Source organism: Mycobacterium xenopi (genome assembly GCF_009936235.1).
In the GTDB taxonomy this organism is placed as follows: Bacteria; Actinomycetota; Actinomycetes; order Mycobacteriales; family Mycobacteriaceae; genus Mycobacterium; species Mycobacterium xenopi.
Map to the genome: position 1 here is coordinate 12,051 of NZ_AP022314.1, position 18,541 is coordinate 30,591.

General features: G+C 65.5%; 16 protein-coding genes, 1 tRNA gene and 2 pseudogenes. 6 read left to right on the forward strand and 13 right to left on the reverse strand.

The window, feature by feature from the left end; genetic code table 11:
• Positions 1-3 precede the first annotated feature (3 nt).
• Positions 4-1,638: a hypothetical protein gene (locus MYXE_RS00055; protein WP_139821201.1), complete on the forward strand. Its 1,635-nt coding sequence runs from the start codon at positions 4-6 to the stop codon at positions 1,636-1,638.
• A gap of 21 nt (positions 1,639-1,659) precedes the next feature.
• A complete protein-coding gene (locus tag MYXE_RS00060; RefSeq protein WP_232061689.1) occupies positions 1,660-2,409 on the forward strand; it encodes a hypothetical protein in 750 nt (249 codons plus the stop codon).
• 28 nt (positions 2,410-2,437) lie between these two features.
• Here MYXE_RS00060 and MYXE_RS00065 read toward each other — a convergent pair.
• Positions 2,438-3,792, reverse strand: a pseudogene (locus MYXE_RS00065) (ISL3 family transposase).
• 134 nt (positions 3,793-3,926) lie between these two features.
• On the reverse strand, positions 3,927-4,358 hold the full coding sequence (gene cwsA, locus MYXE_RS00070; protein ID WP_003919828.1) for a cell wall synthesis protein CwsA: 432 nt from the start codon (positions 4,356-4,358) through the stop codon (positions 3,927-3,929).
• A 144-nt stretch (positions 4,359-4,502) separates the two neighbouring features.
• Between cwsA and MYXE_RS00075 the strand changes: the two genes are divergently transcribed.
• Entirely contained in the window at positions 4,503-5,051 is a 549-nt protein-coding gene (locus MYXE_RS00075; RefSeq protein WP_003919829.1) for a peptidylprolyl isomerase, read from the forward strand.
• Here the strand turns inward: MYXE_RS00075 and MYXE_RS00080 are convergent.
• The gene (locus tag MYXE_RS00080) at positions 5,046-5,483 is read right to left on the reverse strand and encodes a PH domain-containing protein (protein ID WP_085197893.1); all 438 of its coding nucleotides are present in this window, start codon (positions 5,481-5,483) and stop codon (positions 5,046-5,048) included. The two genes, MYXE_RS00075 and MYXE_RS00080, sit on opposite strands and share 6 nt — an antisense overlap.
• A gap of 155 nt (positions 5,484-5,638) precedes the next feature.
• The gene (crgA, locus tag MYXE_RS00085) at positions 5,639-5,920 is read right to left on the reverse strand and encodes a cell division protein CrgA (RefSeq protein ID WP_003919831.1); all 282 of its coding nucleotides are present in this window, start codon (positions 5,918-5,920) and stop codon (positions 5,639-5,641) included.
• A gap of 152 nt (positions 5,921-6,072) precedes the next feature.
• Here crgA and MYXE_RS00090 point away from each other — a divergent pair, with 152 nt between their 5' ends.
• Both MYXE_RS00090 and MYXE_RS00095 read left to right on the forward strand, forming a co-directional pair.
• On the forward strand, positions 6,073-6,765 hold the full coding sequence (locus MYXE_RS00090) for a DUF881 domain-containing protein (protein WP_232061690.1): 693 nt from the start codon (positions 6,073-6,075) through the stop codon (positions 6,763-6,765).
• Between the two features lie 42 nt (positions 6,766-6,807).
• The gene (locus tag MYXE_RS00095) at positions 6,808-7,488 is read left to right on the forward strand and encodes an aminodeoxychorismate/anthranilate synthase component II (RefSeq protein WP_161552144.1); all 681 of its coding nucleotides are present in this window, start codon (positions 6,808-6,810) and stop codon (positions 7,486-7,488) included.
• Here MYXE_RS00095 and pknB read toward each other — a convergent pair.
• The 7 genes and pseudogenes from pknB to MYXE_RS00130 all read right to left on the reverse strand — a co-directional run bounded on the left by pknB (position 7,466) and on the right by MYXE_RS00130 (position 17,165).
• Positions 7,466-9,346, reverse strand: coding sequence for a Stk1 family PASTA domain-containing Ser/Thr kinase (gene pknB / locus MYXE_RS00100; protein ID WP_003919834.1), 1,881 nt, complete (start codon positions 9,344-9,346; stop codon positions 7,466-7,468). The two genes, MYXE_RS00095 and pknB, sit on opposite strands and share 23 nt — an antisense overlap.
• Positions 9,343-10,653 (reverse strand): serine/threonine-protein kinase, encoded by a 1,311-nt coding sequence (locus MYXE_RS00105; protein WP_003919835.1) that lies wholly within the window; start codon positions 10,651-10,653, stop codon positions 9,343-9,345. Before MYXE_RS00105 ends, pknB begins: the two co-directional genes overlap by 4 nt.
• Positions 10,650-12,125, reverse strand: a complete 1,476-nt coding sequence (gene pbpA, locus MYXE_RS00110; RefSeq protein ID WP_003919837.1) for a D,D-transpeptidase PbpA — start codon at positions 12,123-12,125, stop codon at positions 10,650-10,652. The genes MYXE_RS00105 and pbpA overlap by 4 nt, the downstream gene beginning before the upstream one ends.
• Complete coding sequence (locus tag MYXE_RS00115; RefSeq protein ID WP_415624505.1) at positions 12,122-13,504, reverse strand: FtsW/RodA/SpoVE family cell cycle protein; 1,383 nt, start codon at positions 13,502-13,504, stop codon at positions 12,122-12,124. Before MYXE_RS00115 ends, pbpA begins: the two co-directional genes overlap by 4 nt.
• Positions 13,505-13,575: 71 nt before the next feature.
• On the reverse strand, positions 13,576-15,045 hold the full coding sequence (locus tag MYXE_RS00120; protein ID WP_085197895.1) for a PP2C family protein-serine/threonine phosphatase: 1,470 nt from the start codon (positions 15,043-15,045) through the stop codon (positions 13,576-13,578).
• Positions 15,042-15,509, reverse strand: a complete 468-nt coding sequence (locus MYXE_RS00125) for an FHA domain-containing protein FhaB/FipA (RefSeq protein ID WP_003919840.1) — start codon at positions 15,507-15,509, stop codon at positions 15,042-15,044. Before MYXE_RS00125 ends, MYXE_RS00120 begins: the two co-directional genes overlap by 4 nt.
• Positions 15,510-15,636: 127 nt before the next feature.
• A pseudogene (locus tag MYXE_RS00130) lies at positions 15,637-17,165 on the reverse strand (DUF3662 and FHA domain-containing protein).
• A 260-nt stretch (positions 17,166-17,425) separates the two neighbouring features.
• Here MYXE_RS00130 and MYXE_RS00135 point away from each other — a divergent pair.
• Positions 17,426-17,508 (forward strand) — tRNA-Leu (locus tag MYXE_RS00135).
• 19 nt (positions 17,509-17,527) lie between these two features.
• On the opposite strand, the gene MYXE_RS00140 is transcribed toward MYXE_RS00135, so the two are convergent.
• Both MYXE_RS00140 and MYXE_RS00145 read right to left on the reverse strand, forming a co-directional pair.
• Positions 17,528-17,869: a GNAT family N-acetyltransferase gene (locus MYXE_RS00140; RefSeq protein WP_085197901.1), complete on the reverse strand. Its 342-nt coding sequence runs from the start codon at positions 17,867-17,869 to the stop codon at positions 17,528-17,530.
• Between the two features lie 162 nt (positions 17,870-18,031).
• Positions 18,032-18,448, reverse strand: a complete 417-nt coding sequence (locus tag MYXE_RS00145) for a WhiB family transcriptional regulator (RefSeq protein ID WP_003919843.1) — start codon at positions 18,446-18,448, stop codon at positions 18,032-18,034.
• Between the last annotated feature and the right edge of the window lie 93 nt (positions 18,449-18,541).

Below are 18,541 nucleotides of genomic sequence, written 5' to 3' on the forward strand. Positions count from 1 at the left end.
CCAGTGACCGCTGTCGCGGGGCCGATGACGCGGTCGCGGATCGAGGCATTTGACCAGACGGCTGATGTGCTCACCGAGCTGGCGCAGCGGTTGCGGGCCGGGTCGCAGGTCCTGCAGTCGGTGGCTGATGCCTACGTGGATCAGATCAGGGCACCCAATGGGACCGAGTGGCAGGGTGAGGCCGCCACCGGTTTCTTGGAGGAAGCGCTACCCGATCAGCAGTCGGTGAACCGCGCCGTCGAGCATGCCAATGCCATGGCCGATACCGCCGAGCGGGGCGGAGATTGCGTGCGGGGGGCTCGCGAGTCGGCGCTGGAGGCGATCACCGAGGCTGAAGAGGACGGCTTCACCGTGGGCGAGGACCTGTCCGTCACGGACAACGCTGCTCCAGCGTCTGCGGCGGCGCGGGCGGCCCGTCAGGCGGCCGCGGTGGCGCATCGCAACTACATCGCGCACTGGGCGGCCCGGCTGGATGCCGCCAACGCCAGTATCGGCGCTCAACTCAACGCCGGCGCTGCGGAGATGACCGCGATGACGCCCGCGCATTGGCGCCAGCCCATCGTCGGATACGGCCAGCCCGCACCGCGCAATGGCGAGGCGGGCAAAAACCAGGGCCAGGTCCAAGCCGTCGATCGCACCTTCAAGCGCGACGGTGGCCCTGACCCGAAATTGCCGGCCGGTGATGGCGCCGGTGATGCCGCCCGCCACTATGACGAAACCCGGCGGGCGGCCGATCAAGCGATTGTCGACAAAGCCAAAAAGGAGGGCCGGACCGCGTACTTGCCCAGTATGGAGGGCCAGCCCGGGTATATGACCCGAGAGGAATCCGACGCGGCGGACCGGCTGCGCGACTACCAGATCATCACCAACCCGGCCAGCGGCGCCGACGCCCGCCGCCTGGCCGGTGAGCGTCTCGACGATTACAACAAGTCCAAGTTCATCGGTCCCTTACCTCATGACACTGTCCTTGGTGGTGATGCGCGGAGTCGAGCCCAAGCAAGGCTTGACCTGCAGCACGACCTAGAAAACGGCAGCACATCGCTAGACGTACCGCACTGCATGACACCGGATCAGGCCACCCGACTGGTCGACAGCATGGAGGCCACGGACCGAGCCAACGTCCTGACGAAATTGCAGCAGCAGCTCCAGCAGGCCGGCATGTCGCCGGGCGCTGCTGCCCAAGTCACCGAAGGCATAGCCCACGGAAGTGTCCCCCATGAATACATCGACGCCGCTTCGGCAGCTGGTACAGCGCTCGATGGCGGCAAGGAGGGCATTGACCATTTCGCCGAGGCGCTGCCCACCGGCAAACATTGGCCACCAGGAGTCGCTTTCTCGCCCGCGGACGTAGAAGCACTCGCAAGGCTTGGCGGTCGGATTGGCACCGTCGGCAGCGCACTCGAATTCGGAACGGCGTTGTACGAAGTGTTCGGCGAGGGTAAGTCTCCTGTAGAGGTAGGCGCAAAGGCCGCCGGAGGCATCGCTGGCATGGCTGGTGCCAGCTGGGCCGGGGCCGAAGGAGGACTCCTCATCGCTGGCCCTCCTGGCGCGTTCGCCGGCGCACTCATCGGTGGCACGGCCGGCGCGTTCGGCGGTGAGTGGAGTGCTGAGCAAATTATCAGTTGGCTGAGGAAGTAATGAGGTGAGGAGAATAACCCTGTGACCGTGGCCGATGCGGCGTCGCGGTCGTGGCTCCACCAGCCACATACTTTGGTTTTCTTCGTGGCGGCATTGGTGTGCTTGGCGGTAGCGGTGGCGCTCCCGCTCCTAGTGAATCGTGAGCGAAGCTGGGAAAGGCGTGTCTACTGGGGCGGTACCACGGCTGCAGTGCTCTGTGCTTTCTTTGCGGCGTTTCCTGATTGGAAGCTAGGCGTGGGTATGTCGCTACTTGGCGCTTGGCTGATGGCGTTCGGAGCGTATTTTTACACCCCCTACATTAAGATCCGCGGAAAGGTCTACGCGTTCACCATTCGAGACAGCCGACCCGATCCACCTTCAGATGGTGGATGGCGCTCGCATGGTGCCGCGCCCGATTCTGACGCAACGCCCGATTCTTACGGCGGCCTGGCCACCGCCAAGAAGTCATGGTGGCTATTGATTCTCATCGTGACCATTTGCGCCATTAATGTGATCGGCTATTTTGTCGACAAACAGCACCCGTGGCGCGCGGCTTTAATGGCGTCCGTCATCGTCGCTATATCAACCATGTTCGGTTACGGCGATGCGAGCTGGGGATATCCGGTCGCCCGGCGGCAGCGCATGCAGCTCTTTATCCTATCGGTAATTACACTGGGTGCTTTCACCGCTCTATACCTGTGCGCATATTGTGCAGGCAAACGGTGGCCATTAAGTCGTAAGCAATCCATGGAGCATCGCAGACCTCCGCGTCACCAGAAGCAATATCCATAGCTTCGGCAGTGCAGATGCTCTTTTAGATTTAGAAATCGGGACCGACAAACTCTGCCACAGTAACTTCAGGACCTACGAAATCGGGCTGTTCATAAATGGCGGTGTAGTTGGGTTTGAATCCGCCGGTTTCCAGTAGTGATCTGGCGATGTAGTTGGGAGGTTGCGGAATCCGAGGGAGGATCCTCGGAGGCGTCCGAGACGGCCGTTGATCACTTCGGTGGGCCCGTTGGAGGTGGCGGGGCGGCCGAAGTAGGCCAGCACGTCGGTGGCTCGTTTCGTCAATGTCCGCCCGAGGGTGATGACTTCCTGCAAGGGTTTGGGAACGCCGGTGCTTTAGCGTGGTGATCAGCGCGGCCATCAGGGTGCGGCCGGTCTTGCGGTCGGGGTCCGGGAGGCGGCCACGGTGCGGTCTAGGTGGCTTCCACCTCGGCGTGGGCGTCGGCGGCGAATAGGGCTGCCAGCGGACCTGTTGTTTGTCGGTGAGCAGGTCGGCTCCGGTCTGCAAGGTTCCTCGGCACGCGTAGAGCGGGTCGGTCTTTCGGCCCCGGTGCCCGTGGGTGGCCAGCTGGACGCGGCGTCGGCATTCGTCGAGGGCGTTGCCGGCCAGCCGGACCACGTGAAAGGGGTCGATCACCGTGGCCGCCTCGGGTAGCTTTTCAACGGTGGCGGTCTTGGACCCTCAAAAGCCTTCCATGGCAACGACTTTCACTCGCCACGACAGTCTTTGGGCCGCTCAGCCAGCCATTGTTGGAACGCTTTTTGGGAGCGTCCTTCGCCCATGTCGAGCAGCCGTGCCGGTCCGGTCTTGTGGCGCACCGGGGTCAAGTCGATGATGACGGTGACGTACTTGTCGCCGCGGCGGGTGTGACGCCACACGTGCTCGTCAACACCGATCACCGCCACACCGTCGAAGCGGGCCGGATCGGCAATCAACACCCGAGGGCCTTCGGCCAGGACCGCGTTGTTGGCGGTGTTCCACGACACCGCCAGGGCTTCGGCGACCCGGGCCACGCTCAGGTGTTGGCAGACAAGAGCTTCCAACGCCCACCGCAACCCGCGGCGCGAGAGCTTGGCCCACGGTTCGGCGACCTTGCTGCTGTCTTGGCGCCACACGTGCGCGCAGCCAGCGCATCGGTAGCGGCGCACCGTGACCACCAGTGTGGTGGGCCGCCACCCGAATGGCTCGTGGACAAGTTGACGGGTCACGGTGTCGCGCAGCGCGCCTTGCCCGCCGCAGCGCCGACACCACCAGTCGTCGTCAACGATCCGGCACGCCAGCGCGGCACGTTCAGGCTCAACGCATTGTCCGGTCACCTCCAACCCGAGCTCATCAAGGCGGCAGAACGTGGTCAGATCAGGGCAAGCGAAGGTGGCGTCAGGCACGTCGAGGTCTTCCAGATGAGGCGTACAGGAACCTTGATCTTCGGGAGACCTCGACCCCTATCCCGGCAACGACGCGCCGACCCCACCTACACCCTCAACTGCGAAGAGCCCGAATCGTCATCACTATCGCCCGATCACGGCTGGGGTTGCACATCGACGCTCGGCGGACGAGGCGACGGCTCCGAGCGCGACGAGCGGCGGCGAATCACCGAGAACGCCACCGCCCCCACGGCCAGCCCCGCCGCCGCGGCGATTCCCGCGATAAGCCAGGGGCGCCTGCTGCGGCGCTGAGATCGGCGTGCCTGCTGCACGGCCGTCGGCAGCCCGGACACGACCTGTTGGGCGGCGGCCAGTTCGCGGCCGATGGACTCTTGGGCGGCGGCCAGGTCGCGGGCGAGCCGGCCCTCTCGGTGACGCCGTCGGAGATTGGCCGCGCCCGCCTGAGCCGTGTGCAGACCCAGTCCCACGACACCGCGGGTGACATCCACCGGCCCCACCGCCGTGTATGTCAGACCGCGAGTCAGCCGCTGTCGCGGCGTCAGCCGAGTATCCGCCTTGAACTTCATGGCACGCCTTTCCGTCGACCCGTCCGCAACCTTCCTCAGACTGCCATCATCGCGACGGGGGCGGGCCGAATGATGCCGGTGCGCGTGTCCTGGCGGCCCTGGTGCGGCTGTGGGCAGCACCCCCCGCAGCGGTGCCCGCGCCTGATGGCAGACTGTGATGCCGTGACTACCAGCCCCATTCAGACCGCAACCGCCACACTGCACACCAACCGTGGGGACATCAAGATCGCCCTGTTCGGTAACCATGCGCCCAAGACCGTTGCCAACTTCGTGGGCTTGGCACAAGGCACCAAGGAGTACTCGAGCCAGAACGCATCGGGCGGCACCTCCGGTCCTTTCTACGACGGTGCGGTTTTTCACCGAGTGATCAAGGGCTTCATGATCCAGGGCGGTGACCCAACCGGAACCGGTCGAGGCGGGCCAGGCTATAAGTTCGCCGACGAGTTCCACCCCGAGCTGCAGTTCGACCGGCCCTACCTGTTGGCGATGGCCAACGCCGGCCCGGGCACCAACGGGTCGCAGTTCTTTATCACCGTCGCGAAGACCCCGCACCTAAACCGGCGGCACACCATCTTCGGCGAGGTGATCGATCCGGAGTCGCAAAAGGTCGTCGACGCGATCGCCAGCACACCCACCGACGGGAACGACCGGCCGACCGAGCCGGCCGTGATCGAATCGGTCACGATTTCATGACCCCGGTTCGCTGACTTGCGGGCCCGCATAGCCGGCCGCGGTCAACGCGTCGAGCACCTCCAGCGGGTCAGTACCCAGGTCCCAGCGAGAGAAGATCCGCCACTGGTCATCGACGGTCTCGATCTCGAGCAGCCGGAGTTTGCGCCCGATGCGACGGAACTCCACGATCCGAATGATCTTGACCTGGGGCCGCCGCAATAGCTGCGTTCGCAACCAACCGCGGACGACGAGCCCGTCGGGCGTGATTGCCAGCTTGGGGCGCGCGCGCCACGAAACGCTTGCAAACAAGATCAGACCGGCGGTGGCAATACCTGTGAAAATCCTGCCGGGAAGGTCTGTGACAAGCGTCACACACCCGATAGCCATCACGATGCCAGCAACGCCGCAACCTGCGATGGCAGCTGTTCGTGGTGCCCATTGCGTTTGCTGCACCGGACCGCTAGACCCTCTCACCACCGGTGATGCAGTTATCCACAAGCGCTATCAACAATGGGGATGAATCACATTCGTGTGATTGGATGACGGGAAAGTTGCCAGCACAGTTACAACTCTCTCCAAAGATGAATTCATGACCGTACCCATGTTGGTCAGTGCCACCGCATTGTGAGCAACAGACCAGTGATCATGAAAGCAAACGCGATGGCGTAGTTCCACGGTCCGAGATCTGACATCCAGGTGAGCACCGTGGGGGTCTGGCTGCCGGCGGCGGCGAGTTGGAACACCATCAACCAGATCAGCCCGATCAGCATCAGGCCCACGAACAACGCGACGAACCACATGCTCGACGGCCCGGCCTTGACCTTGACCGGTGTGCGGCTCACCGCGCTGACGGTGAAGTCTTTCTTCTTGCGGACCTTGGACTTGGGCATTGATACCTCGGCGATACCTCGGACACTCATCGGGGCGGGTGCAACGATAACGGCTACGAGGTTAATGCACACGCAGCGCAGGAAACGGAGAGCCGATGACCAGCTCGGGCCGGGCGCGCTCACCGTGGCGGTTCGCGGTGCCGCTGGTGTGATTGCTGGCCGGTCTGCTGCTCGCGGCCACCCACGGTGTGTCGAAAGGCGGCGAGATCCGCCGCAGCGATGCACCGCGGTTGGTCGACTTGGTTCGCGCGGAAGAGTCGTCGGTGGACCGGCTTAACAGCGAGCGAGATGCGCTGGCCGCCAAGATCGATTCCACCCATGGTCGCTCTGCGGACAGCGCATTGGCCGCGATGCGGGCGCACTCGGCTGAACTCGCCGGCGAAGCCGGACTAGAGCCGGTCCACGGGCCGGGCTTGGTGGTAACGCTTAGCGACGCCCAGCGCGACGCCAACGGCCGCTTTCCCCGCGACGCGTCCCCGGACGACTTGGTGGTGCACCAGCAGGACATCGAGGCGGTGCTCAACGCGTTGTGGAGCGCCGGCGCGGAGGCCATCCAGATGCAGGACCAACGCATCATCGCCACCTCGGCACCGCGTTGTGTCGGAAATACCTTGTTGCTCAACGGGCGCACCTATAGCCCGCCCTACAAGATCAGCGCTATCGGCGATGCCGCGGCCATGCAGGCGGCGCTGGCCGCCGCCCCGTTGGTCACGCTGTACAAGCAGTACGTGATCCGCTTCGGTCTCGGCTACGACGAACAGGTCAAACCCGACGTGCGGATCGTCGGGCACACCGAGCCGCTCCGCATGCATGTCGCTCGGCCCGCTGGCCCGCTGGGCTACTGAGCCCGAAGCCCGGCACAGGACGGGCGATAGGCTGACACGGTGGTGCGGATTTTGGTCGTCGACAACTACGACAGCTTCGTGTTCAACCTGGTCCAGTATTTGGGCCAGCTCGGCGTCGAAGCCCAAGTGTGGCGCAACGACGACGCCAGGTTGAGCGACCAAGCTGCCGTCGCCGCCCACCTCGACGGGGTGCTGCTCAGCCCGGGTCCGGGCACACCGGAGCGCGCGGGGGCGTCGATCGGTCTGGTGCGGGCCTGCGCCGCCGCGCGCACCCCGCTGCTGGGCGTGTGCTTAGGGCATCAGGCGATCGGGGTGGCGTTTGGGGCCACCGTCGACCGCGCACCCGAACTCTTGCACGGCAAAACCAGCAGTGTATTTCACACGAATGTTGGTGTGCTGCAAGGACTTCCGGATCCTTTCACCGCGACCCGGTATCACTCGTTGACGATCCTGCCGGAGACCTTACCGCCCGTGCTGGAGGTGACGGCCCGGACTCGCAGCGGGGTGATCATGGGTGTGCAGCACGCCGAACTGCCGATCCACGGGGTGCAGTTTCATCCAGAGTCCATTCTCACCGAGGGCGGGCACCGGATGTTAGCCAACTGGCTTGCCTGCTGCGGGCAACCCTTCGACGACGCCCTGGTGCGGCGGCTGGAAAGCGAGATCCTAAAAACGACAGCCACGGCGCGGCCGCTCGCGGCTACTGACCGAACTTCAGCGTGATGGTGCCGTCTTTGTTCACACCCTGGCCAGCCGCCGGGCTTTGATACACCACCCGGTTGTGCTTGTCGCCGCCGGCGTCCACGTCGGCCCCCTTGACCAGCACACCCGTCCAGCCCAGCGCGCGCAGCTGTGGTTCGGCGTCGGTCCAGAACAACCCGGACAGGTCGGGCATCACGAACTGGTTGCCCTTGGAGACCTGCAATTCGATCACCGAGTCCACCGGAACCGTCGCGCCCGCAGGCGGATTGGTGCCAATCACGTCGCCGGCCGGGCGGGGGCTGTCGACCGCAGCCTGGCTGAATTTGGTGAACCCGTAGACGGTGAGATTCTTCTGCGCGAGGTCAACGGTTTGGCCGGCCACGTCCGGAATCTGCTTGGTGGCCGGCCCCGACCCGACGACGATCGTGATCACGTTGGTGATGGCCGACGTCTGATTGGCCGGCGGATTCGTGCCGACGACACGGCCCTTGAGCTCCGGGGTCGAGGGGGAGCTGGCCTGCTTGAAGCGCCCGAACCCGGCGGCGGTCAGCTTCTTGACCGCGTCGGCGTAGCTTAGCGAAGACACGTCGGGCACCTCACGCTGCTCGGGGCCCGTCGATACGTTGACCGTGATCTCATCGCCCGCACTCACCGACGCGTTGGCCGCGGGATCGGTGCCGATCACATGGTCGGGCGGTACTGTCGAATCGGGCTTTTGCTGGGTGCGGGTCTTGAAGCCGCGGTTTTGTAGTGCGGCGATCGCGTCGGCGGAGGCTTGCCCGCGCACGTCCGGGACCTGCACGTTGCGGGTATTCCCGCCGAAGGTGTTGATGACGATGGTGACGACCACGGTCAACACCGCCAGCACGGCGACCGCGATCAACCAACGCCCCACCGAGCCGGTGGCACGGTCCCGAGCGAAATCAAGCGGCTGGCGAGGCAGCGGATCGGTGTGCGGCCCCGCTGGACCGCCCGGCGACCCCGACGCCAGCATCGACGTCCGCTCGGCGGCGGTAAGCACCTTAGGCGCCTCGGGCGGCTCACCGTTGTGCACACGGATCAAGTCCGCGCGCATCTCGGCAGCGGTCTGGTAGCGATTGTCCGGGTTTTTGGCCAGCGCCTTGAGCACGACAGCGTCTAGGTCAGCGGAGATGCCCTCTCGGCGCTGCGATGGCGGAATCGGATCTTCGCGCACGTGCTGGTACGCGACCGCGACCGGCGAGTCACCGACGAAAGGTGGTTCGCCGGTGAGGATTTCGTAGAGAACACAACCCAGCGAGTAGACATCGGAGCGGGCGTCCACTGGGTTGCCGCGAGCTTGTTCCGGCGACAGGTACTGCGCCGTCCCGATCACCGCCGCGGTCTGGGTGACGCTGTTGCCGCTGTCGGCGATCGCCCGGGCGATGCCGAAGTCCATCACCTTCACCGCGCCGGTGGTGCTGATCATGATGTTCGCCGGCTTGACATCGCGATGGATGATGCCGTGCTGGTGGGAGAAGTTGAGCGCCTGGCAGGCGTCGGCGATGACCTCGATCGCGCGCTGGGGCGGCATCGGACCGTCGGTGTGCACGATGTCGCGCAGCGTGACGCCGTTGACATACTCCATCACGATGTAGGGCAGCGGTCCCGCGGGTGTTTCCGCCTCGCCGGTGTCGTACACGGCAACGATGGCCGGGTGGTTGAGCGCGGCGGCGTTTTGCGCTTCCCGCCGGAAGCGCAAGTAAAAACTGGGGTCGCGGGCAAGGTCGGCGCGCAACACTTTGACCGCGACGTCACGGTGCAGCCGGACGTCGCGGGCCAGGTGAACCTCCGACATGCCACCAAAACCCAGGATTTCGCCGAGTTCATAGCGGTCGGACAGGTGCTGCGGAGTGGTCATCGCGGTGTCTCGGGTCGGGCCGGCGAGACTTGATGGTGGGGTGTCAGCGCGGCGGCCCAGCGAAATAGGGCTTGCTTGCTCTGCTGTCCAGGATTACTTGTCGGGGCTTGATCAGTCCAATCGGACGGCTGCGCGGGGGCCGACCCGCTGGATGTGGTGCTGGGCGGGGTCCCGGTATCGGTGACCGTCGGGGTGGTTTGCTGGGGCTGGATGTTCTCTTCGTGGGAGTTGATAACGATCAACACCGCGATGATGATCGCCAGCGCCCCGAGCACTCCAGCCGCCCACAGCAGTGCCCGCTGCCCGGAGGAGAACGTGCGTCGCGGCGGCGGCGAGCGGTGCCCGGCGGTCGCCGGGCGTGCTCGGCGGGCGGCGGGCACCCGGCCGGTGGGGTTGGCGGCGACCCTCGACGGAGCGCTGGACGGAATGGCCGCCGGGGTGGCCCGCCCGGTTTGGCTCGGTCGCGGTGGCCGGCGGCCCGCTCGCACTGCGGCCACGGCGTCAGCGAACGGTCCCCCGCTCTTGTAGCGCAGCTGTGGGTTCTTGACCAACGTGATTTCGATGAGCTCCCGCACATTGGGCGGCACATCATTGGGCAGCGGCGGCGGCGGCTCTTTGATGTGCTTCATCGCCACCGTCAAAGCGCCGTCGCCAGTGAAGGGACGTTTACCCGAAACCGATTCGTAGCCAACGACTCCCAGCGAATAGACGTCACTGGCCGGGGTTGCGTCGTGGCCGAGGGCCTGCTCGGGAGCGATGTATTGAGCGGTGCCCATCACCATGCCCGTTTGGGTTACCGGCGCCGCGTCGACAGCCTTGGCGATACCGAAGTCGGTGATCTTGACCTGCCCCGTTGGCGTGATCAAGATATTGCCCGGTTTGACGTCGCGGTGCACCAGCCCGGCGGCGTGGGCGACCTGCAGCGCGCGCCCGGTCTGCTCGAGCATGTCCAGCGCGTGCCGCAGCGAGAGCTTGCCGGTGCGTTTGAGCACCGAGTTCAACGGCTCGCCGTTGACCAGCTCCATCACCAGGTAGGCGGTGCGTCCCTCACCGTTGAGGGTGGTTTCGCCGTAGTCGTGGACGCTGGCGATCCCGGGGTGGTTGAGCATCGCGGTGGTGCGTGCCTCGTTGCGGAACCGCTCCAGAAACTCGGGGTCCTGGGAGAACTCCTGCTTGAGCACCTTCACCGCCACACGCCGGCCCAGCCTGCTGTCGACCGCTTCCCACACCTGACCCATGCCGCCGGTGGCAATGAGACGCTGGAGGCGATACCGCCCAGACAGCGTCACCCCTACTCGCGCGGTCATGGCCCTCCCTGCAGCGCAGCCTCGATCACGGCGCGTCCGATCGGCGCGGCGAGGGCGCCACCAGTCGCGGATAGTCGGTCAGCGCCGTCCTCCACCAGTACCGCGACGGCCACCTTCGGCAAGTACGCCGGTGCGAAGGCGATGTACCACGCATGTGGTGGAGTGTTACGCGGGTCGGTGCCGTGCTCTGCGGTACCGGTCTTGGATGCGATCTGCACGCCGGGGATGGCCCCTTTCTGCTGTGTGACTGACTCGGCGCCGACCATCAATTCTGTTAGCTTAGCCGCGACCTGCGGTGAAACCGCACGGCGCTGCTGGTGTGGGGCGGTGCTGCTGATGTTAGCCAGATCCGGCCCCTGGAGGCTGTTGACCAAGTAGGGCTGCATGGTGACGCCAGCGTTGGCGATCGTCGCGGCGACCACGGCGTTTTGCAGCGGGGTCAGTGCGACATCCTTCTGCCCGATACTCGACATCCCCAGCGCGGCGGCATCGACGATAGGCCCAACGGTTGATTCGGCGACCTGCAATGGGATGGGGTCGGGGGCAGTGTCGAACCCGAACTCCTGGGCAGTGCTGCGCAACGCGTCGACGCCGGTGGCGATGCCCAACTGCACGAACGCGGTGTTGCAGGACCGGGCGAAGGCCTCGCGCAGCGACACCGTCGGCTCGCTGCCACACGGCGCGCCGCCGAAATTCTGCAGCGTGACGGTGCTGTCGGGCAGCGGAATTGTCGGCGCCGAAGTCAGCTGGTCGTCCTCGGTCATCCCGGCCTGCAGGGCAGCCGCGGTGGTGATCACCTTGAAGGTCGATCCCGGTGGGTAGGTCTCGGCGATCGCGCGGTTGGTCAGCGGGGAGGCCGGGTCGTCGCGCAGCCGCTGCCACGCCCGCAACTGTTCGTCGGAATTGTGCGACGCCAACTGGTTGGGGTCATAGGACGGTGAGGACACCAGCGCCAAGATCTTGCCTGTCGACGGCTCCAGCGCCACCACCGCCCCTTTGCAGGGCCCGCCGCAGCCCTGCTGCATCGCATCCCAGCCGGCCTGCTGCACCCGTGGGTTGATGGTGGTGTCGACGTTGCCGCCGCGCGGGTCGCGACCGGTGAAGAAGTCGGCCAATCGGCGACCGAACAGCCGCTCATCGGAACCGTTGAGCAACGGGTCTTCGGCACGTTCCAGGCCCGTGCTGGAATAGCGCAGCGAGTAAAAACCGGTAATCGGCGCGTACACAAAGGGATTGGGGTACACCCGCAGGAATTTGTAGCGGTTGTCGGTGGCCACCGAATAGGCCAGCAGTTGTCCGCCGGCGGTGATCTGACCGCGTTGTCGTGAATACTCGTCGAGCAGCACTCGCTGATTGCGCGGGTCGGCGCGCAGCCCGTCGGCGGTGAACACTTGGGTGAAGGTGGCATTGAGCAGCAGCAGCACTATCAATGCCATCACGGTGACGGAGACCCGGCGCAAGGAGGCGTTCATACCCGCTCGATCACCTCGGTGCTGGCCGCCGCGATCGGCGACGTGGCGCGCGATGGGGTGCGGAATGGTCGGCGGGCGGCGTGCGAGATCTGCACGAGGATGGCCAGCAATGCGTAGTTGGCGAGCAGCGACGAGCCGCCGTAGGACATCCACGGTGTGGTCAGCCCGGTCAACGGAATCAGCGTCGTCACACCGCCAACGACGATGAACAGCTGGATGGCCAACGTCGACGCCAGGCCGGCCGCCAGCAGCTTGCCAAAGCTGTCGCGTACCGCGATCGCGGTGCGCAGGCCGCGGATGATCACGATGGTGTAGAGCATCAACAGGCTGGCCAGCCCCACCAGCCCGAGCTCTTCGCCGAATGCGGCCACGATGAAATCGGTTGACGCCGCCGGCACCGTGTCGGGTTGGCCGTTGCCCAGGCCGGTGCCGAAGATGCCGCCGGTAGCAAAGCTGAACAGCGACTGTACGATCTGGTAGCCGCTGCCCTCCGGATCGGCGAACGGATCCAGCCAGGTCTGCACCCGAAGCCGGACATGGTCGAAAAGGAAATACGCTGCAACGCTTCCCACGACGAACAGGGCCAAACCGATAACCACCCAGCTGAATCGCTGGGTGGCCAGATACACCATCGTCAGGAACGACGCGTACAGCAATAGCGAAGTGCCGAGGTCCTTTTCGAAGATCATCACGCCCACCGAGATGACCCATGCGGCCACCAGCGGCGCAAGGTCTCGGGGTCGGGGCAGATCCATGCCCATCACGTGCTTGCCGGCGCTGGTGAACAGACGGCGTTTAGCCACCAGCACCGCGGCGAAAAAGATCAGCAGCAGGATCTTGGAGAACTCGGCAGGCTGAATTGAGAAGCCCGGGAACCGAATCCAGATTTTGGCACCGTTTTGTTCGGAAAACGCCGGCGGCAGCAAGGCCGGAATGGTCAAGATCACCAAACCGGCAACGCCGCACGTGTAGCCGTAGCGAGCAAGGCGGCGGTAGTCAGGCAGTAACCACACCACCAACGCGAAGCCGGTCACGGCCACCAGCGTCCACAGCATCTGCTGGTTGGCGCTGGGATGCGTGTGGCCGCCGATCGCGCCGCTGGCGACGTCGAGACGATGGATCATCACCAGGCCGAGGCCGTTGAGCAACGCCACCACCGGCAGCAGCAGCGGGTCCGCATAGGGGGCGAAGCGCCGCACAGCTAGATGCGCGCAGGCGAACAGGGTGAAGAATCCCACCGCGTAACCGGCGAGGTCCCAATGCAATCCGCGTTCTTGGTTGGCTTGCACGATGAGCAGCGCCGCGGCGGTGATAGCGGTGGCGAAGCACAGCAGCAGCAACTCGGCATTGCGCCTGGTCGGCAGGGCGGGTGTCACCATTATCGGCGGCTGGGGCGCTGTGCTCACTGTGCGCCGCTCCTGGTCATCACCGCGCCCTGGGTCGTCGCCTGTCATGCCGCCGCCCGGCAATCGGTGCCCGGCTGAAGTGGCGGCTGCGGATTCGCGGTGACGGTGGGCGCGGTGGTGAGGGGAGGCGCGGGGGCTGTGGCGTCGGTGGAATCGGGTGGCTGGGTGTGCGGCGGGGTGGCGGTGGTGGTCGGAATGGGGGCGCGGCTGGTCGCGGCGGGTGGCGAAGTGGCTCGAGGCTGCGGGCACGGCGGTAGCAGCGAGTTCGTTGACAATTCGCGCAGCTGAGTGATCGCGTCGTCAAGGCTGCCGGCCGGCAGCCCGGCCGCCACCTGGGCGCGTTCGGCGGGGCGCAGATCCTCCAGTTTCATCAGGTGGCAGCCCAGGTGGTCTTTGGACTGTCCATAGCTGATCTGTGACAGCTGGTTGCCGTTGAGGCAGCCCAGCAGGTACGGCTTGTGCAGGGGCAGGCCCAGGATCGACTGCGGAATGCCTCGCATGATGGACACGTTGCCCTCGTACCCGGCGACATAGTAGTTGTTACGGATGATGGCCCGGCTGATCGCAAGACCCGCCAACACCAGCAGCACCAACAGCGTGATTGCGATCGCCATTCGCCGACGCGACCGAATCGGCCGGATGAACGTATCGCCTTGCGGCAGAACACGTTGGGTGACATCTTTACGAGGGCTGATGGCCGACGCCCGGCCTGCGGCGGTGTTGGGCCGGGTCTGTTGGTCCTGGTAATCGGAGTCGGCGGAAACCGCGCCCGCAACGATCGGCTGAGTCGGACCGTAGTCGTAGTCGACGACGTCGGCGACCACCACGGTCACGTTGTCCGGTCCCCCGCCGCGCAAAGCCAGCTCGATGAGGCGGTCCGCGGCTTCGTCGACGTCGGGAATCTTCAGTGCCTCAAGGATGGTTTCGTCACTGACCGGGTCGGATAATCCGTCCGAGCACAACAGGTATCGGTCACCCGCGCGCACCTCGCGCATGGTCAGCGTCGGCTCCACCTCATGACCGGTGAGGGCGCGCATGATCAGCGAGCGCTGCGGGTGGCTGTGTGCTTCTTCCGGGCTGATGCGGCCTTCGTCGACCAAGGTCTGCACGAACGTGTCGTCTCTGGTGATCTGGGTCAACTCGCCGTCGCGCAGCAGGTAGCAGCGCGAGTCACCGATATGCACCAGCCCCAGGCGATCGCCGGCGAACAGGATCGCGGTGAGGGTGGTACCCATCCCCTCCAGGTCCGGTTCCATCTCCACCTGCGCGGCGATCGCCGAATTGCCTTGCTGCACAGCGTCGTGGAGCTTTCCGAGCAGGTCACCGCCAGGCTCGTCGTCGTCGAGTTGGGCGAGCGCGGCAATCGCCAACTGAGACGCCACTTCGCCGGCGGCGTGGCCACCCATGCCGTCGGCCAGCGCCAACAGCCTCGCTCCTGCATACACCGAGTCCTCGTTGTTGGAACGCACCAGGCCGACATCGCTGCGGGCCGCATAACGCAGAACCAGTGTCACGGGCGCAACTCGATTACCGTTTTGCCGATTCGAACCGGGGTTCCAATCGGAACTCGTACCGCCGTCGTCACCTTCGCCCTGTCAAGGTAAGTGCCGTTGGTCGATCCTAGATCCTCGACATACCATTCTGAGCCACGCTGAGACAGTCGCGCGTGCCGCGTCGATGCGTAGTCGTCGGTGAGCACCAACGTCGAATCGTCCGCGCGTCCGATCAGCACCGGCTGCCCGCTAAGGCTGATGCGCGTGCCGGCAAGCGAGCCCTCGGTGACGACCAAGTGGCGGGGCACGTTGCGGCGCTGCCGCGACGGCATCAACGCACCTCGAAACGTCAGGCCACGGCGCGCCATGACCGCGCCGGTGGGCGCATAAATATCAGTGCGCAGAATCCGCAGCACTGACCAGATGAAAACCCATAGCAGCAACAAGAACCCGGCGCGCGTCAGCTGCAGAACCAATCCCTGCATCTGGCGTCCTCTCCGTCCCGGCGCTGCACACTTTGTGCTCGCGGCAGGCGAGCACGTCAGCAACGTCACGATACTTGGACGGCGGCCGACGCGGGGCGAAGCTTGATAGCTTCGCTCCGCGGTCAACTCACTGAAAGTGGACGATGATCTCCGAGTGGCCCAACCGGATCACGTCGCCGTCGGCCAGCTGCCATTCCTGTACCGGCGCGTTGTTGACGGTGGTGCCGTTGGTGGAGTTCAGGTCGGTTAGCAGCGCGACCTGCCCGTCCCACCTGATCTCCAGGTGACGGCGCGACACACCGGTGTCGGGCAGCCGGAATTGGGCGTCTTGCCCACGGCCGATGATGTTGCTGCCTTCGCGCAGCTGATAGGTCCGCCCGCTGCCGTCGTCGAGCTGCAGTGTGACCGTCCTGCCGGTAGACGCATAGCCGGTCTCCCCGTACCCGCCGTACCCGGCCCCGCCGGGTTGGCCGTAGTCGTAGTCCCGGGCGGCTGGCTCCGCGTACCCGCCACCGGGAGGCGCGTACCCGCCACCGGGCTCGCCATAGCGGCCGTAATCGGGTGGGCCGTAGTCCTGGCGGCCGTACCCGGGCCCGTAGCCTTCGTAGCCCGGTTCGGGGTACCCGGCGCGCTCGGGCTGGCCGTAGCCCGCGGCCTCGTCGGGCCGAGCTGGCCCGCGACCGTAGTCGTACTCGCCGTAACCAGGCCCGGCGGGCGGGCCGTAGCCGCCTTGGCGATACCCCGGGTCGTAGCCGGGGGCGCCGTAACCGGCGGGGGACGTTGCTCGTACGGCGGCGGGTAGGCGCCCGGGCCCTGATCGGGGTAACCGCCCTGATCGGGGTATCGCGGCGGCTCGCCGTAACGGCCCTGCTCCGGATAGCCGCGCTGGTCGGGGTAGCCGCGCTGCTCTGGGTAGCCGCCCTGATCGGCATAGCCGCGTTGGTCGTACCCGCCTTGGTCGGGGTAGGCACCCTGGTCGGGGTATGCGCCGTGTTCCGGGGGCCGGGGCGGATAACCCGACGGCGGGTAGCCACCCGATTCCGGCGGGTACCCGCCGCGAGCTTCTTGCCCACCACGCGATTCCTGGCCACCGCGCGGATCGTCTTGCGGACGCCCGTAGCGGTCGTCGTAGTATTCGTCACCGGGCCGCCCCTGCCCCTGGCCGCCGCGATAGCTGGAATTCTCAGTCATTGGTGGTACTCCTGGTTCTGCGCTCAACGCATGATCTGATTGTGGCGGGGCGACATCATGGGCCGCCGGGCGGGGCTCGACGTCGGGGTTGACAACGCCGCGGGTGCGGAACTGGCCGGTGTGCAGGCTCGGGGACTGCTCGAACCGGACAACCACAGGACCATATGTTTGCCACCCCTGTTCACCGATGTATCCCGCCAACTGTTTAGCAAAGGTCTCCGCCGTGATGTCCGGATCGGTGCCGAGCTTCTCGTAGTCGTGGGCACCGACAGTAATGACGTATTCGTTGGGCGCCAAAAGGCGATTGCCCTGAAGCGACCGTACCCCGTCGGCCGCCTCGCGGCGCAACATGGCTTCGACCTCTTCCGGGACGATCGAACCGCCGAACACCCGGGCAAATGCATCACCGACGGTGACCTCAAGTTTGCGCTCGATGCGCTGAACCAGCCCCTTGTGGGTACCCATATCCAGCGCTCGCCTCACTTGTCCTTCTATATTGCTGCTGCCGGACAGATGGCTCGGTGGGCCCGGCCCAGCATCCATCTCCTAACCAAGCCATGCTATCGGCCCACTGCGGCCCTGCGGCACCTCGAGAACTGCGAAAATCGAGTCGATGCAGGTCAGACCGCGTGGGCAGGGACCGGCTTGGCACTCGGCACCGCCGCGCTCCGTGGACGGCGGTTGGGGAAGGAGCCTATTAGAGTGGTAGTCTCCACCGGTTGTTCGGGCGAGTGGCGGAACGGCAGACGCGCTGGCTTCAGGTGCCAGTGTCCTTCGGGACGTGGGGGTTCAAATCCCCCTTCGCCCACCGTTTTGACGTTTGCCATTTAGCTTGTCGATAGGTGGCGCGCCCATTGTCTGATCTCGGGCGTGACCGGATCGGTGATGTCGCTGAGTTCCGGATGTTTGGCGAGGACGCCAGCGACCATCGGACACACCGCGACGATGCGTTTGCCGTCCCGGCGGGTCGCCTCCAGCGCCTGCTCCACCAGGATGGTGCCTAGGCCACGGCCGCCGAAGTTGTCGTCAATTTCGGTGTGGTAGAAGACGCGCTGATCATCGCGGTCGGCGACGGCGGCGTGGCCGACCGTCTTACCCTCAACGGCGATGGTGTACTTGCCCTGCTCGGCAACGACCGCGGTTTGCGCACCGGTCTTATCGGTCGTCATTGGCGGATCCCTTCTTCCGGCGGCGGGCACGGCAGGAGAAGCCGGACCAGCAACGGCTGGTAACCGGTCCCGGCGCGTCACGCGCTGTCAGTGAGGAGTACAGCCCAACTGTAGAGGCCGCCCGGCCGGCATCCTCCGCTGCCGGCAAGGGACCTTCCGCGGTTATGCTGCCGACCGGGGTCCCACCCGGGCCGCAGATAGGTGAAACACGGTGGCGGGCACCGGAACAGCGTTGTGCTGGCGGCGGGCGAGCAGCGCGGCATTTTCCGGCAGCTGGCGGGAGTTGATCTCACCGGCAGCGATGCGACGCAGAATGTCGTGGGCGCGAGCAAGCTGCTCGCGCTTGCGGTACTGTCCGCCGGGAAGTTTCACCCCCGCCCACACGCCATACTCCTCACGGTGCTCGACCGCGTATCGCGCGCAGACACGCTGCTGCGCCAGCGGGCACCGGCGCAAGCACAGCAGTCGTGCCTCAGTGGAGGACTGCTCATAGGCGCGTGCCTTGGCGGCGCCGTCGCCACTGTCGTCATCGTTGTAGCCAAACCACAGATCTGGATTTGTGGAGCAGGGGTACCCCATGTGCGTCTCCTTGTCGAGCAAAACGTAGATGAAAGCGTATATACCTACGAGCCACTACGCAACCTACTCGGTGAGACAAACATATATCCAACT

Coding starts and splice junctions, on each gene's coding strand:
- pbpA (WP_003919837.1), bottom strand. CDS start 12,125: ATGAACGCCTCCTTGCGCCGGGTCTCCGTCACCGTGATGGCATTGATA.
- MYXE_RS00125 (WP_003919840.1), bottom strand. CDS start 15,509: ATGCAGGGATTGGTTCTGCAGCTGACGCGCGCCGGGTTCTTGTTGCTG.
- MYXE_RS00075 (WP_003919829.1), top strand. CDS start 4,503: ATGGCAGACTGTGATGCCGTGACTACCAGCCCCATTCAGACCGCAACC.
- pknB (WP_003919834.1), bottom strand. CDS start 9,346: ATGACCACTCCGCAGCACCTGTCCGACCGCTATGAACTCGGCGAAATC.
- cwsA (WP_003919828.1), bottom strand. CDS start 4,358: ATGAAGTTCAAGGCGGATACTCGGCTGACGCCGCGACAGCGGCTGACT.
- MYXE_RS00140 (WP_085197901.1), bottom strand. CDS start 17,869: ATGACGACCGATAAGACCGGTGCGCAAACCGCGGTCGTTGCCGAGCAG.
- crgA (WP_003919831.1), bottom strand. CDS start 5,920: ATGCCCAAGTCCAAGGTCCGCAAGAAGAAAGACTTCACCGTCAGCGCG.
- MYXE_RS00105 (WP_003919835.1), bottom strand. CDS start 10,653: ATGACCGCGCGAGTAGGGGTGACGCTGTCTGGGCGGTATCGCCTCCAG.
- MYXE_RS00145 (WP_003919843.1), bottom strand. CDS start 18,448: ATGGGGTACCCCTGCTCCACAAATCCAGATCTGTGGTTTGGCTACAAC.
- MYXE_RS00115 (WP_415624505.1), bottom strand. CDS start 13,504: ATGGTGACACCCGCCCTGCCGACCAGGCGCAATGCCGAGTTGCTGCTG.